At 46.9% G+C, this 14,894-nt stretch carries 13 protein-coding genes; 3 read left to right on the top strand and 10 right to left on the bottom strand.

The genetic code is table 11. From position 1 onward, the window contains the following. The 3 genes from QZ157_RS03490 to QZ157_RS03480 form a co-directional block, all read left to right on the top strand. Positions 1 to 1,425 (top strand): STAS domain-containing protein (locus QZ157_RS03490; RefSeq protein ID WP_363147696.1); only part of this gene is annotated, 1,425 nt, incomplete at its 5' end. Positions 1,426 to 1,435: 10 nt separating this feature from the next. Then, complete coding sequence (rpe, locus tag QZ157_RS03485) at positions 1,436 to 2,083, top strand: ribulose-phosphate 3-epimerase (protein ID WP_295141858.1); 648 nt, start codon at positions 1,436 to 1,438, stop codon at positions 2,081 to 2,083. After that, positions 2,080 to 2,892, top strand: coding sequence for a 3'-5' exonuclease (locus QZ157_RS03480; RefSeq protein WP_295141855.1), 813 nt, complete (start codon positions 2,080 to 2,082; stop codon positions 2,890 to 2,892). The genes rpe and QZ157_RS03480 overlap by 4 nt, the downstream gene beginning before the upstream one ends. Before the next feature lie 812 nt (positions 2,893 to 3,704). On the opposite strand, the gene cysE is transcribed toward QZ157_RS03480, so the two are convergent. From cysE to QZ157_RS03430, 10 genes are all read right to left on the bottom strand, one after another. Further along, on the bottom strand, positions 3,705 to 4,250 hold the full coding sequence (gene cysE, locus QZ157_RS03475) for a serine O-acetyltransferase (protein WP_295141853.1): 546 nt from the start codon (positions 4,248 to 4,250) through the stop codon (positions 3,705 to 3,707). Between the two features lies 1 nt (position 4,251). Next, complete coding sequence (gene cysK / locus QZ157_RS03470) at positions 4,252 to 5,163, bottom strand: cysteine synthase A (protein ID WP_295141851.1); 912 nt, start codon at positions 5,161 to 5,163, stop codon at positions 4,252 to 4,254. An 81-nt stretch (positions 5,164 to 5,244) separates the two neighbouring features. After that, on the bottom strand, positions 5,245 to 5,913 hold the full coding sequence (locus tag QZ157_RS03465) for a 3-methyladenine DNA glycosylase (protein WP_295141850.1): 669 nt from the start codon (positions 5,911 to 5,913) through the stop codon (positions 5,245 to 5,247). A gap of 11 nt (positions 5,914 to 5,924) precedes the next feature. Beyond that, on the bottom strand, positions 5,925 to 7,151 hold the full coding sequence (locus QZ157_RS03460) for a chloride channel protein (RefSeq protein WP_295141848.1): 1,227 nt from the start codon (positions 7,149 to 7,151) through the stop codon (positions 5,925 to 5,927). Between the two features lies 1 nt (position 7,152). Next, the gene (locus tag QZ157_RS03455) at positions 7,153 to 7,965 is read right to left on the bottom strand and encodes a TIGR00282 family metallophosphoesterase (protein WP_295141846.1); all 813 of its coding nucleotides are present in this window, start codon (positions 7,963 to 7,965) and stop codon (positions 7,153 to 7,155) included. Next, positions 7,965 to 8,726: an ATP-binding protein gene (locus QZ157_RS03450; protein ID WP_295141844.1), complete on the bottom strand. Its 762-nt coding sequence runs from the start codon at positions 8,724 to 8,726 to the stop codon at positions 7,965 to 7,967. The genes QZ157_RS03455 and QZ157_RS03450 overlap by 1 nt, the downstream gene beginning before the upstream one ends. Further along, positions 8,723 to 11,680, bottom strand: a complete 2,958-nt coding sequence (mfd, locus tag QZ157_RS03445; RefSeq protein WP_295141841.1) for a transcription-repair coupling factor — start codon at positions 11,678 to 11,680, stop codon at positions 8,723 to 8,725. Before mfd ends, QZ157_RS03450 begins: the two co-directional genes overlap by 4 nt. After that, positions 11,670 to 12,824, bottom strand: coding sequence for a bifunctional folylpolyglutamate synthase/dihydrofolate synthase (locus QZ157_RS03440; protein ID WP_295141839.1), 1,155 nt, complete (start codon positions 12,822 to 12,824; stop codon positions 11,670 to 11,672). Before QZ157_RS03440 ends, mfd begins: the two co-directional genes overlap by 11 nt. Next, positions 12,824 to 14,368 (bottom strand): diguanylate cyclase, encoded by a 1,545-nt coding sequence (locus tag QZ157_RS03435; protein ID WP_295141836.1) that lies wholly within the window; start codon positions 14,366 to 14,368, stop codon positions 12,824 to 12,826. Before QZ157_RS03435 ends, QZ157_RS03440 begins: the two co-directional genes overlap by 1 nt. Then, a complete protein-coding gene (locus tag QZ157_RS03430; protein ID WP_295141834.1) occupies positions 14,358 to 14,891 on the bottom strand; it encodes a penicillin-binding protein in 534 nt (177 codons plus the stop codon). Before QZ157_RS03430 ends, QZ157_RS03435 begins: the two co-directional genes overlap by 11 nt. Positions 14,892 to 14,894: the final 3 nt, after the last annotated feature.

The following is a 14,894-nucleotide window of genomic DNA, read 5'->3' as shown; positions in this document are numbered from 1 at the left end:
TTACGAGATCTGCGGGCAAATTTAAACCCTGCTATAAATCGGGAAATTTCTAGGCGTTTTATGAGATTAAAATTTAAAGACGATACGGCCATTTTTTATCCTCTGGGCTTTCTTGACGGAGACGTATCTAAGTATGAAATCAGCGAAAAAAATATAAATTCTATTCGCCAAAAATCCCCTCGCTACATCTTAATATCCCTTAAAAACGCCGTTTATTTTAATAAAATCGGTTTTAATCTAATCCTTGAAGCCGTTTTAAAGCTAGCCGCATTTAACGGCGCTAGCGTAGGCTTTTGCGACTATAACGAAGTTAAATTTAAAGCACTTAAAAGAATGTCAAAGGGCATGACGAATTTATCTTTTTTCGAGACCGCAAACGTAGCGGCGCTATTTTGGGGAGAGTTTAAACCAGAATACGCAAATAGACGCATCATAGTTTTTAACGACGATGCCGACCAAAAACGCCAAATCGCCCTTAAGCTCTCGGGCATCGGCTATATCCCGACGATAGCTAAGGATCTAAAAGAATTTAAAAGCCTTCATAAAAACTTTGAGTATTCAGTCTATCTCACGCAGATAAAATCAAGTAAAAAAGACATAAAAACCACGCTCAAAGAAAATGTCGTCATATACGAATTAGAGGGCTTTATTGACTCGGCTTTCATAAATAATTTTGACCAAAAGACGTTTAATAATTCATTAAAAATAGGCTTTAAATTTTTTGTCTTTGATATGAGTAAATCAAGCTCAATAAATATCCACGGCGTATCTTTTTTAGCCAAGCTCTCTACCGTCTGCGCCGAGTATGGAGCCGCTATCGTCGTATGCGGCTTAAAACTAGCCAGCACGTCTCAAGTCCTAAAAAACGACCTTGAGGACTACGGCATCTTGGTTTATAAGAGCCTTGGCGAATTTTACGAAGACGACGGTACTATCGCGGGCGGGGGCGGATCTGGAGAAGAAAGGCCCAAAAATCTCACCAAAGATATCATAAACGCCTTGCCGAGCCTCTTAGCGACGGTAACGGACACTCTAGCCTCAATGTCCGGTTCTACGGTTACGAAAATAAGCACCGCCATAGAGCGTTTTAGCTGCCAAGAAGGTAAATTTAATATCGGCTCAGTCGCGTTTTACGGAGATCTGGAGGCTAAATTTATCCTATGCCTACAAAAAAACGATATCAAAAAGATGTGTAAAATTTTACTCCAAAATAGCGAGAATTTAAGCCTATCTCAAGCGTATGCCGATCTACTAAGCGTTATTTGCGACCGCATCGAATCGCAGCTAGCCAGGCAGGGCATAACCGTGAGCTTTACCCTGCCGCATATCTTAGAGGTAACTCAAGACGAAAACAATAAAAACCGAGGCGTCTTGGTGCGGCTTGATATAGACGGCTCGGATGCGATATTTTTTCTAAGTAAATAAAGGATAAAAAATGTATGTAGCGCCTAGTATTTTATCGGCGGATTTTGGAAATTTAAGGGCTGAGATCGAGGCCATCTGCGAAGCCGGAGCCGATCTTGTACATGTTGACGTGATGGACGGGCATTTCGTGCCAAATTTAACCATCGGCCCCGTCGTAGTAAACGCCGTAGCCAAGGCTGCTACAAAGCCGCTAGATATACATCTGATGGTTCAAAATAATACCTTTTTCGCCGATCTTTTTTTGCCTCTGAAGCCTAAATTTTTAAGCTTTCACATCGAGGAGGAAAAGCACCCGCTACGCCTAATAGATCACATCCGTAGCCACGGCGTAGGGCCTGCTATCGTGCTAAACCCGCATACTCCGATCTCGGCGATCGAGCACATCGTAAACGAGGTCGATATGGTGCTGCTAATGAGCGTAAATCCGGGATTTGGCGGTCAAAAATTTATCCCTTCGGTGCTCGAAAAAGCCTGCAATTTGCGCGAAATGATCGAACGCAAAAACGCTAAATGCATGATCGAAGTAGACGGCGGCGTGACAGGGCTAAACGTAGCGCAGCTCGATGAAGCGGGCGTGGATATCGTCGTGGCGGGCAGTTATATATTTTCGTCAAATTCATACGAGCACTCTATCCGCTCGCTAAAGCTCGAGTTTTGAACCAAGATTTTGAAAATTTACTAGCCGTCATCGCTAAGCGAAACGTGCCCTACGCGGACTTCGTCGCCGCAACCAAGCAAATGGACGAATACGCCGAGCTTTTTGATGTTCGCGACGTGCAGATGTGGCGCGCGCTGGGGCTTGACATAACCCGCACCGCAAAAAACCAAATCGAGCTAAAAACGCGGCGCAATGAGATAAAAGATCAAATTTTTTGCGTCGTGGATATAGAAACCAGCGGCGGCATAAATAGCGGCCAGATCATAGAAATCGGCGCACTAAAGCTACAAAATGGCGAAATAATCGGCAAATTTGAAACATTCGTGTACGCGCCCTACGTCCCGGAAAATATCAGCGAACTAACAGGAATCACCGCAGAACACCTAAAAAACGCACCTAGCCTAGCCTTCGTCATGGAGCAGTTTAAGGTCTTTTTGGGTCAGAGCGTTTTCGTAGCACACAACGTCCGCTTTGACTACGGCTTTATCAGCGCGACGCTGGAGGCGCTAGGATACGGGGAGCTGCTAAACCGCAAACTCTGCACGATCGACCTAGCCCGCCGTACTATCGCCTCGCCAAAATACGGCCTAGGTACGCTAAAAGAGATTTTACGCATAAATAACGCCCACCACAGAGCCCTTAACGACGCTATCGCGGCGGCTGAAATTTTTAAATATTCACTGCAAAAGCTTCCTAGCGAGGTAAAAACGGTCGAGGATCTAATAGAATTTAGCAAATCGGCCAAGACGATAAAGCGACTAAAAACCCAAAACCCAAGCTTGCCGCATCTCACGGACGACAATCCGTAAAACCGAAAAAACGCGAAATTTTGCGCATAAGCTTCGGCTTAAAAACTCGGTTTTGATACGTTTTTATACCAAAATTCGTTAAATTTGATAAGAACAGACAAAACGGCTTTAAATTTAATCACGATAAAAAAGTTCGTAACGCAAAATTTTACGTCGGCTAGATAAAACCCGTAAGCTGCAAACAAGGCGGAATTCACCGCTCTAGCAATAAAATCTACGTCCGAACAAAACCGCATACTTGCAGGCGCTTGATGCAATGCCTAATTTTAAAACGACGAATAAAACCGGGCGGTAAAATTTGGTTAAATTTAGCAAGCTTTTTTGCCTAAATTTTAATAGTGCAAGAAATTTTTGCTAAGCATGAGGCCTAAAGCAGATAAAATCCGAATTTATATAGCAAAAATTACCAGCCAAAAATTTTATCACTCAAAAATGCTCCGCTTCTAAACGCCCTTGCCGTCTGCTAAAATCAAAAACAAACTCGCTAAATTTATAAAAATTTACGCTTATCAAATCAAGCGGCGGCCGACGCTGTCTTCAAATTTAGCCAAGCCTAACCGGCGCGATGAGCTTATCTTAGCGTACCGCAAGCCTAAAAACGGTTTTAGGGCGCAAAAACGATTATTTATGAATAAAAACGACTAGCCGCCGCGCCAAAAATACGGCTTAAACGCGCATAAAAAAAGGGATGCAAAATAAAAACTCATGAAATGCTATAAATTTAGGATAAAAAGCAAAATTTAATTTTTAAATTTTATGATCAAGCTAAAAAATGAGCGAGATTATAAAAATACGGACCAGAGTAAATTTATCTATTCGCCGACTCGCTCGCCGTTTATGCGTACTATCCTAGCGGGGATACCTACGACCGTAGCGTTATCCGGCACGTTTTTTAGTACGACGGAGTTTGCGCCGATTTTGGCGTTTTCGCCGATTAGGATATTTCCCAGCACTTTTGCGCCGGCTGCTATCGTGACGCCGTTTTTTACGGTCGGATGGCGCTTGCAGCGTTCCTTACCCGTGCCGCCTAACGTCACTTGATGATATATCAGCACGTCATCGCCCACCTCTGCAGTCTCGCCGATAACTACGCCCATACCGTGATCGATAAAAAGCCGCCTGCCGATCTTGGCTCCCGGATGTATCTCGATGCCCGTTAAAAATCGCGAAATTTGCGAGATAAAGCGCGCTAAAAAACGTAAATTTTTAACGTACAAAAAGTGCGCTACTCTATGAAAAACGACGGCGTGGATGCCCGGAGTGTTTATGAGAATGGCCCCGTAGCAGCACGATGCCACCGAGGGGTCTTTCTCGCGTACGGTCGCGACTAGCTCGTTTAGCTCAGCGATAAAGCCCAACTCACGCCTCGTAAAGCGCGGTACTAAGGTATCTCTCGCCGTTATCGGGAGCTACGAAAAGCACCTTTTTGCCCTTGCCTAGTCTCTTTGCGACCTTTATCGCCGCAGCCAAAGCCGCACCGCCTGAAATGCCTAACAGCACGCCCTCTTCTTTTGCCAGCTTCCTAGCGGCGTCAAAAGCCTCATCGTTTTCCACGCGCTCTATCTCGTCGATATAAGAGGTATCAAGAGTAGCCGGGATAAAGCCCGCGCCTATGCCTTGGATCTTGTGCGGTCCAGGCTTTTCGCCCGAGATCACGGCAGAGTCGTTTGGCTCGACGGCTATGATTTTAGTATTATATCCGTTTGCCTTCAGCGCCTTAGCTACGCCGCTTAGCGTGCCGCCTGTACCTACACCCGCTACAAATGCGTCAAGCTCCTTAAAGTCGTCCATTATCTCTTTTGCAGTCGTTAGCTCGTGAGCCTGCGGGTTAAATTTATTCTCAAACTGACTTAGCATGACGTAGCCTTTTTCGCGTACGAGTTCGTTTGCCTTTTCGATCGCGCCTTTCATACCCTTTGCGCCCTCGGTTAGCACAAACTGGGCGCCGAACGCCGCTTGTAGCTTGCGTCTTTCGATACTCATGGTTTCAGGCATTACTAGCACGACTTTAAAGCCTAAAGCCGCGCCCGCCATAGCTACGCCGATGCCGGTGTTGCCGCTGGTAGGCTCTACGATGACGTCGCCTTTTTTCAGCGTGCCCTCTTTTTGCATTCCAAGGATCATACTTGCGGCGATTCTATCTTTTACCGATCCGCCCGGATTAAAAAATTCGAGCTTTGCGTAAATTTCAGCCATGCCATCTTCATGCACGCTATTTATTTTAACTACGGGCGTTTTGCCGACGGTGTGGATTATATTTTCATATACCATTTTTGACTCCTTGTTAAAAATTGCGTAATAGTATCTAAATTTAATAAATACAACTAAAATATTTATATAAAAAATATTTAATTATGCGAGATTTTTTAATATTTTCTCTCCCGCTTCGTCCAGCTTCTTGCCGTTAAAGTGCGCCTTGCAAAACTCCACTATCTTGCCGTGAAATTTGGCGTAAATTTCATTCATCTCTAGCTCGCGTCCGTATGCTTTACAAATTTGCTCGCTATCTACGGCTTCTAGCCACTCGCGCGCCTCTTCGTAGCTTTCAAACTCATACCCCAAAAAGCTCAAAATCCGCAAAGCGTAGCTATCTACGACCATAACCTCGCGCCCGCACGCGTAGCAAAGCACCGCGTCGCAGCTCTCCGCACCGATACCTTTGACGCCAAGCAGCCACTCGCGGCTCACGTTTTCTTTGAAATTTTCAAAATCGCCGAATTTTTTAAAAATCGCCTCGCAAACCGTTTTTAGGCGTTTTGCTTTGGTGTTGTAAAAGCCGCTTGGTTTTATGAGTAAGGCAAGCTCGGCCGCGGGAGTTTTTACGATGCCCTCAAAGCTCATCAAATTTGCGTTTTTTAGGTTATTTAGCGCTTTATCGGCGTTTTTCCAGTTGGTGTTTTGTATCAAAACGGCGCCGACTACGACTTCAAAAGTCCCGGCTCCCGGCCACCAAAGAGGGCCGTCTGCGTCAGCCTTTACGCCCGCGTTTTTTAGCGCCAAAAAAAACTGCGTGCTATCCATATTTTTCCTTTTTATTTTGAGAGTAGATTTCTAGCGCCCATTGCGCAAGCGATACTTAGCATTACGGCTGTAGCGGCGCTTAGATTTATATCGCAAAAGCCCGCAGCCAGCGCAAATGCCGTAAAGGGTGCGTCTAAATTTATCGCCAAAAACGCCGCCGCTCCGCAAAGAGCCGCCGCGCTTAAATTTACCTGCGCGAAATTCGCCGCCGTAAGACCCAAACAAAGCCCTAAAAGCGCGCCTAGCGAGAAACTGGGCGTAAGAGTACCGCCGTATGCGCCGCATTTTAAAAGCGCAAGTACGCAAACGCCCTTTACCGCTAGCAAACCAAGCGCATAAAGGGCTGAAATTTGTTCGTTAAAAGCCGTTTGCGCCGCAGCTTGACCGTTGCCCAAAATTTCTGGTAAAAACGCGCCCGCAAGCGCCGTAACCGCAAAAGCAAGCGGTAAAAATATCAAAATTTTACCGTCTTTTATGCGGTTTGCTTCGGCTCTAGCGACGCCTGCTTGATAAAATTTAGCCGTCATGCCGACTATAACGCCTACAAATGCGGCTAGCGCAAGGTTTGCAGGCGTTGATTTAAAGTCGCTAACGACGTAAATAGCCTCGCGGGGTACGCTAAAATTCGCCGTAAAATCAGCGACCGCGCAGATGCCAAATGCCGCCAAAGCCGCCCTTTTATCAAAGCTTTTTAACAAAATCTCAAGCGCGAAAATCGCTCCGGCAAAGGGTACGTTATAAACCGCACCAAGCCCAGCTGCAGCCCCGCAAGCCGCAAGAGTGCGACACCAAGCTGCATCAAGAGCGAAAAAGGCGCAAATTTTTGACGCAAACAGCGCGCCAAGCTCACGCGGAGCGACCTCCTTGCCGATCGGAGCGCCCAGACCTACGGTAAAAACCTGCAAAAACGCATGAGCTAAATTTGACGCAAACGAAGGATTTTTGCCCTCGATTATCTCGCCAGCGCTTAAGAACGGTTTAAATTTATGCAAAAAGTACCAACCTACGCTAGCAATCGCCCCGCAAGCTAAAACCGCCGCAAAACGCCTAAATGCGCTAACTTGATCAGGGGTGACGCCAAAATCGCTCTTTGCGCGACCAAATGCCAAAAACTCGGCAAAATGTATGACCTCAGTTAGCGCCGCAGCGCCAGCGCCAGCGGCAAACCCTATGCAAAGCATGGCCAAAAATAGCCTAAAATACGCGCTTGGTTGCATAAATTTACGCTTGGTTTTCACGTTAAAGCGTCACCGCTCGCTGCACCAAAGGCTCGCTAACTCCGTCTATCACGCGGACCTTAAAGGCATCCGCGCAGCGCCCGCTGTCAAATTCAAACACGACCATTTGAAAGATTCGCCTGCATTTTTCATTTACCTTAAAAGAGTGCTTAAGCCCCGTTAAAAAGCTCTTCACGGGCGCCTCCGCGTCCATGCCGATGACGCCGTCAAACGCCCCGCTAAGCCCTACGTCGCTCACGTATGCGGTGCCGCTAACTATCTGCAAATCATCGGTGCCAACGTGCGTGTGAGTGCCGGCTATGGCTCCCACACGCCCGCAAAATAGCCTAAAAAACGCATTTTTCTCGCTCGTAGCCTCGGCGTGAAAGTCTATGAGGATATTTTCGCTCTCGCACTCTTCTAGCGCACGCTCGGCTTCTAAAAAGGCGTTATTCGTATGCGGCAAGCCGTAGTGCCCCATCAAATTTACTACGCTTAGACTCTTGCCGTCTTTGCTCAAATTTATCGCGCCGCGCCCCGCAGTTCCAGCGAAGTGATTATACGGGCGGATGATAGGCAGGGCGTCCATCAGCGCGACTACGTCTTTTTTATCAAAGCTATGGTTGCCGCCCGTGATCACGTCGATACCGCAGCCCAGCAGCTCGTGCGCGTTTGTCGCGGTGAGACCGAAGCCTCCGCTTGCGTTTTCGGCGTTTGCGACGATAAAGTCAAGCTCAAATTCTCGCTTAAATTTGGGCAAATTTTGTATAACCGCGCTTCGTCCCGCGCGTCCGACGATGTCGCCGACAAATCCCACTCTAGTTAAATTTGCCATCAAATTTTATCTTTATAGCTTAGATAAAACTGCCTTGCGGTGCGTCCAGAGCGGCTCGCGCGAAGCTGGGCGTATTGTTTGGCTAGCTCGTGAAGCATCGCTCTGTCGCCCACGAAATCTTTAAAATAAAAATCAACTATCTTTAGATAGTCCGTAAAACTGCCCTGATAAAAGCTAAGCCAAAGCCCGAATCTATCGCTAAGCGCGATCTTTTCCTCGACCGCGTCGCTATAGTGCAGCTCCGTCTCGCCGACTCTTGCGCCCTCGTTGTCGCTTTTTAGTTCGCTGATCAGGTGGCGGCGGTTTGAGGTGGCGTAGACTAGCACGTTTTTAGGCGCTTTTTCGATCGAGCCCTCAAGCACGGGTTTTAAAAATTTATAGCTCATATCCCCTGCCTCGAAGCTAAGATCGTCGCAAAAAATGATAAATTTAAAGCTGCTATCCCTGATCTCGTAAATGATCTCGGGTATCATCTCTAGCTCGTCGTTTTTTAGCTCGATTAGCCGCAAGCCCTCGGGGTAAAATTTAGTAAAAACGGCTTTAACCAGGCTGCTTTTACCGCAGCCTCGCGCGCCCCAGAGTATCGCGTGATTAGCACCCTTGCCTTCTAAAAAATTTCGCGTATTTTCTACGAGCTCTTCTTTTTGTTTTTCGATCCCGACAAGCCCCTCAAGCTGCGTAAAATCAACGTCTATCACGCCTTTTAATGCTCCAAATTTTCGCCGATAAATCGCTGCGGCAGTCGTGTTCCAGTCTATCATTTCTCCGCCCGTCCTTTATTTAGTTTTCTAAGGTAGATCAATATCTCCTCTATCACGTCGTCATCGTCTTTGCTCTTTGATCTTAGTCTGGTTTGTTCGCCGTTTTGTGCGGTTAGCGCGATGTTTTGCTCGGCGTTTGAGATGGCTTTAAAGCCCGCTTTTATCGCTAAAATTTTAATTATAATGAGGCTTAAAAACTGCTTGGTGTAGATGTCGGGCTTGCCGAATCTATCCTCGATCTCGCTCTCTATCTCGTAAACCTCGGCCACCTCTTTACACTTGCTAAGCCGCCTATAAAGCTCCAGGCGCAGCCTATCCTCGCCTATAAACTCCGAGTTTAAAAACGCGTTTATGCTGAGTTTCAGATCGATTTTCGCACTCTCAAAGCTCTCTTTATTTAGCAGTTTATTTATCTCTTCTTCGAGCATTTTGATGTAGAGCGAGTAGCCGATAGCCTCGATATGGCCGCTTTGGGCTTCGCCCACTAGGTTGCCGCCGCCTCTGATTTCTAGATCGTGATAGGCTAGCACGCTGCCCGAGCCTAAAAACGAGTTGCTCTCAAGCGCAACTAGGCGTTTTAGAGCGTCCGCGCTTAGGGCGTTTTTATCCTCGACAAGGAAGTAGCAATACGCCTGCTTGTCGCTCCTGCCGACGCGTCCGCGTAGCTGATGCAGGTCTGCGATACCAAATTTATTCGCGCTCTCGATGATGATGGTGTTTACGTTTGGTAGATGTATGCCGCTTTCTACGATGCTGGTGCTTAGTAGCACGTCGTATTCGCCGTTTTCAAACTTCATCATCTCCTCTTCGGTCGTTTTGGCGTCGATCTTGGAGTGTAGCGTGAGGATGCGTAAATTTGGCATTATTTCTAAAATTTGCTTTTTTGCCTGAGGCATCGTGGCGATATGGTTGTGGATATAAAAAATTTGCCCGCCGCGGCGCAGTTCGCGCATGATGGCTTCTTTTACCGCCTTTTCGTCCCACTCGCGCACGCTGGTTCGCACGTCTAGGCGCGAGCTTGGCGGAGTTTGTAGCACCGAGTAGCCTTTGACGCTTGAAAGCGCCATATTTAGGCTACGCGGTATCGGCGTCGCGCTCATAGATAGCACGTGCGAGGCGCTTGAGATTTCTTTTAGTTTTTCTTTTTGCTTGACGCCGAATTTATGCTCCTCGTCGATGATGATGAGGCCTAAATTTGAGGGCTTTACCGATAAAAGCGAGTGCGTACCCACGCAAACGCAAGGCTGCCCGCTCTCTAGCGCCTTAACCGCGGTTGATTTTTCCCTCGCGCTCGTAAAGCGGTCAAGCTTAAAGACGCTAACGTCAAATTTACCCAGCCGCTCTTTTAGGCTTTTAAAATGCTGCGAGCTAAGAAGCGTCGTCGGCACGAAAAATAGCGCCTGAAAGCCCGATTTTACGCACTTAAATATCGCATTCATCGCGACCTCTGTCTTGCCAAATCCCACGTCGCCGCTAAGCAACCTATCCATTACCTTGCCGCTTTTTAGGTCGTTTGCGATGTCGCTTGATGCGCGCTCCTGATCTCTCGTGTAGGCAAAGCCCGCATTTTGTAAGAAATTTAGATATTCCGCATCGTCTTTTTCGATGATCTCGCCGCGGATGAGCTCGCGCTGCGCGGCTAGTGAAATAATCTTTGACGCGATAACGAAAAGCTTGGCTCTAACTTTTTCTTTTATCTTGGCGAAATTTGCCTTACCCAAGCGGTCTAAAACCGCTATACTGCCGCTGCTTGCGACGTATCTATCGATCAAATTTAGATGCTCGACGGGCAAAAGCAGCTTGTCCTCGTTTTGATAAACGATCACGACAAACTCGCGCGTCCTGCCTAGCACGGTTAGCTTTTCAAGTCCAGTAAATTTACCGATGCCGTACTCCTCGTGCACGACGTAGTCGCCCGCCTTTAGCTCGTCGATCGCTAAACTCGGTTTTTTGGCGCGCTTTTTCTTTTCAAATTTATTTAGCGAGACGATGATTTCGCTTGGTGAAACCAAATTTAACGCGGCCTGGGTTTGCACGAACTCTACGTTTTTGTATTCGCTCAAATTTAATGCGTTAAAAAGCCCCTCGTTACGCGCTAAAACTTTGATTTTTTTATTTTTATTAAGCTCGAAAAAATCGGCGTTTAAAGTTACGCTTAAGTCTTTATAAACTTTAGCCGCGGGCAATACGGGCAAATTTGCCACCTCGCCTAGACCCCGCTCAAAGCCGTCAAATTTTTTCGTTAAAACCGTTTTAAATTCGCGCGTATAATCGATAAATCCCTCTATCGCCCAAAATCCAAGCGTCTTTAGATCGCTGATTAGCGCGTCGGTCTCGATCTCTTTTATTTTTTCGGAGGTTTTTTCAAATTCGGCTTCGCCAAGAGCCGCGATGAAAGGCGAAATTTCAACGCTTTTTAACTCGGTTTTGTTTGAAATTTGCGTCTGCGTGCTGTAGTGCCTGATACTCTCTATCTCGTCGTCAAATAGCAAAATACGGTTTGGCTCCTGCGCGCCGACGCAAAAAATATCTATAATCTCGCCGCGAACGCAAAACTCGCCCTCACTCTCCACAATACCCACCGCCTCGTAGCCAAAGCGCAGTAGCTTTTGGGCTAGCTCTTTTGGATCGATTTTATCGCCGAAATTTAGAGTAAGTTTTTGTAGGTGTTTTTTGCCGGGAAGTTTGTTTAGAACCGTGCAAACGGGGCTAATAAGGAGCTTTTTGCCCTCAAATTCGTAAAATTTGGCCAGCTCGGATGATAACTCGAAAAGCTCGGTGCTAAAGCTGCGCAGATCATCGCCCTCGCGCGCTCTAAAATCAGGCAATCTAAAGACCTTAAGCCCGGCAAATTCCGCTGCGCTAAGAGCCGCGATAGCCTCCTTATCGTCCTCGCAGACGAGTAGCTGCGCATCGCCTCCGTTTAAAAAATACTCAAAAACCTCACTTTGCACCGCGGTACCTTTTCAAGAAGGCTTCCACGAGGTAAAACGACCCGAACGCCAGATACTCCTCGTCCGCACGCACGTCCGTAAAGTCCGCAAACTCCATACCGAGCTGGCGCAAAGCCTCTTTTACCTGCTCCGTCGCAAGCTCGCGGCCCGGCGTCTCGTACTCGATGATGTAGGTCTTTTTGACGATTGGCCTGATCGCCTTTATTACGGCTTTTATGTCCTTGTCGGCAAAGGCGTTAAAGATCAAATTTAGCTTTTTGCCCGCAAATTTTTTCGCGAGAGCTTGCGCCGCCATCTCGTTGTGTCCGACGTCGATCGTTACGTTTGGCGCGATCTTTTCGCAGCGTCCGCTTAGATCTAGTGCGCTTAAATTTGATAAATTTAAGCTAAATCCAAGCTCCTTAAACGCCGAAGAGCCGAGAGTCAAATTTGAGCGCAAAAACTCGGGCAAGCCGAATTTCTCCGCGTAAATTTTAATCTCGTTTTTATCCTCGTTGGTCAAATTTTGGGAAGCGAATTTGAGCATCGCACCTTTTTTATCGGCGATTTTTCGCGCGATACCGACGCAAAGCTCGCTCATATCATCATTCATCAAAGCAACGTCCGCCATCGCGTTAAATTTAGTCGTCGCTATCTGCTCTAGTGTATCGCCCAGCAGCGCCGTGTGGTCAAAACCGATCGGAGTAAAGAGGCTAAGGCGCTTGTCAAACACGTTCGTAGCGTCAAATTCGCCGCCTACGCCAGCCTCGCAAACGAAAAAGTCGCACCCCTCAAAAAGCGGAGCGCAAAGCAACGTCGCGTACTCGAAATACGAAAGCGCGCGCGCGACCTCGGGAGGCAAAATTTTAATCAGCCTCTCGTGAGCCGTCTCGAGCGCATCCGCGCTAGCTACGGCGCCGTTCATCCAAAATCTCTCGCGAAACTCGAAAATATGGGGGCTCGTATAGTGTCCGACGCTATGGCCGAGAGCGAGCATCTGCGACAAAAATCGCCCGGTGCTGCCCTTGCCGTTCGTGCCGATAATATGGATGATTTTTGGTATTTTAAACGCGTCTTGTACGAATTTAAAGGTGTTTGGCATGCGCGCGCGGTTGATTTCCTTGTAAAAAAGGGGTTTGTTTTCTAAAAAATATTCTAGTTTCATTAAATTTTAGGCATCACCTGATCTCTGCCGTTTTGCTTGGCTTCATAAAGCATCTTGTCCGAAGCCTCGAGCGCCGCCGCCGAGCTTTGATACGCGCTACGTACGGCCGCGCCGCAGCTAATCGTAACGCTGATACGCTCTTCTTTATATAAAAATTTTGAGTTTTTAAGCGTAGTTCTGACTCTACCGGCAAATTCCACGCTTTGCTCTAAACTTAAGCCCGGTAGTAAAACGACAAACTCCTCGCCGCCGTACCTGCTTACGATATCCTCTTTTCGCGAGGCTTTTAACAGCGTTTTGGCTACGCTAGCTATTACGGTATCGCCCGCATCGTGGCCGTACGCGTCGTTTATCTTTTTAAAATGGTCTATATCAAAAAAACATACGCAGTAGTCAAGTCCGTTTTTTAGATATTCGTTTTCAAATCTCTCTAACTCCTCGACAAACGCTTTTCTCGTCGCGGTTTTGGTTAAAAAATCCTCTCTGCTCTGCGCTTTTGCATCTTCTAGCTGGGTTTCAAGAGCGCTTATTTTTTCTTGTAGCTCTTTTATCGTTAGCTGATCGCTCATCATCTGCTCGCCTAGTTGCCTGATCTCGCCGTCAAGCATATCCGCGATACCCAGCATCTTATCTCTGATGCCTTCAAAGCTATCTTTGCTTAAATTTATTAGACCCAAATCGCGCCTTATAAACCCCATCTTATCAGAGCCGTCCTTGGAGCTGTCTATGAGCCTCAAAATTCGCCCGTCTATGCCCTCTAGTACCTTATCTAGCGCGGCTATCTTGCTCGAGATTTCGGCCTTATCCAGCTCGATGCGTTTTTTGGTTAAATTTTTTATATCGTTTCTAAATTTTAAGCTTTCAAGCAGCCTAGGCTCGTCTTTTAAATTTTTAGTTATCCTATCTATGTCGCCGATTATTTTATCGGTGATGGACGGCTCTAGCGTAGCCGTCAAAAGCGAGACGAACTCCTCGCACGCTCCGGCGCTTCCTGCGCTCCTAATCGCGCCGTCAAGCTCTGCGACCATCTCCGCTAAATCATCCGTTTTTTTTATCCCGTAGTCGTTAAGCCTTTTTAAAAAGCTGTCGTCGTAATCGGTCAAAAAATCAAACCACTTATCTTTTATTCTATCGGCGGTTTGAGCGTCGGTGCGTCTGTTTAGCGCCTCGATACTGGCTTCTGCCAGCTTTCTTGCGCTTTTGTTATGTAGCGCGGCCGCTGCTTGAAGTACTTTTTTACTCATAGCGCATAGCGCGGCTACTAGCTTTGGATACTCGACGAGGCTGGGGGAATTTAACCTAGAGGCCATAAAAGCAAAAAGTTCGTCCACGCTTTTTACGTTTTTTTGTTTTAGCTGCGCCTTAAATTCATCATTTAGTCTGCCGACGTATTTTTCTAGCTTTTGACAATCAGGCACTATAACGCCGTTTTTTTTTGCCGTCTCGCAAAAAACTTCGGCGTAGTTATCCGGAGTTAGCACGAGTCCGCGCTCTTTTATAGTCTGGATAGTCTCTTTTATGACTTGATTGACGCTAGTCGCCACGCTTTAGACCTTTTACGGCAAGCGTAGCGATATACTCGTCAAAAGCCTCTTGAGAAGCCTGTTTTACGGCATTATATCTATCGCTTTCGCTGATGACGCCGTCGGCAAATCTAGTATCTCTTATCTTTTGCGATACGGTAAAGTCATGCTCGCCCGAAGTAGTCACCGATAGCGTCTTGCCGCTCTTTAACCTGGTGTCGAAATTTAACGCCAAAATCGCCTTATAAGACGTCACGTAGCCGTACTCGTCAAAAAGCAAGGGCTGATAACTGAGCGTTTTTATCGACACGGTTATAGACGTAGGCGCATTTTTATCGTCGCTTATACGTTTTCCCAGCCTAGTTACGATGCCCTCAAGCACGCTGTCTTTTATCCAAACGCTGTTTTTAGGTTCTTCTTTACTTATAAGCACGTTTACGTAAACGCGCTCGCCCATTATGTCGCTGGTTATCTTTGAGACCGGCTTATAGCTGCATCCCACCAAGATAAAAGCCGTTAAAAATAGTAAAAATTTAGTCTTCAAAAT

This window comes from uncultured Campylobacter sp. (assembly GCF_905372745.1).
GTDB lineage: Bacteria > Campylobacterota > Campylobacteria > Campylobacterales > Campylobacteraceae > Campylobacter_A.
Note: the sequence above shows the minus strand (reverse complement) of the source record. Positions and strands in the feature narration are given on the sequence as shown.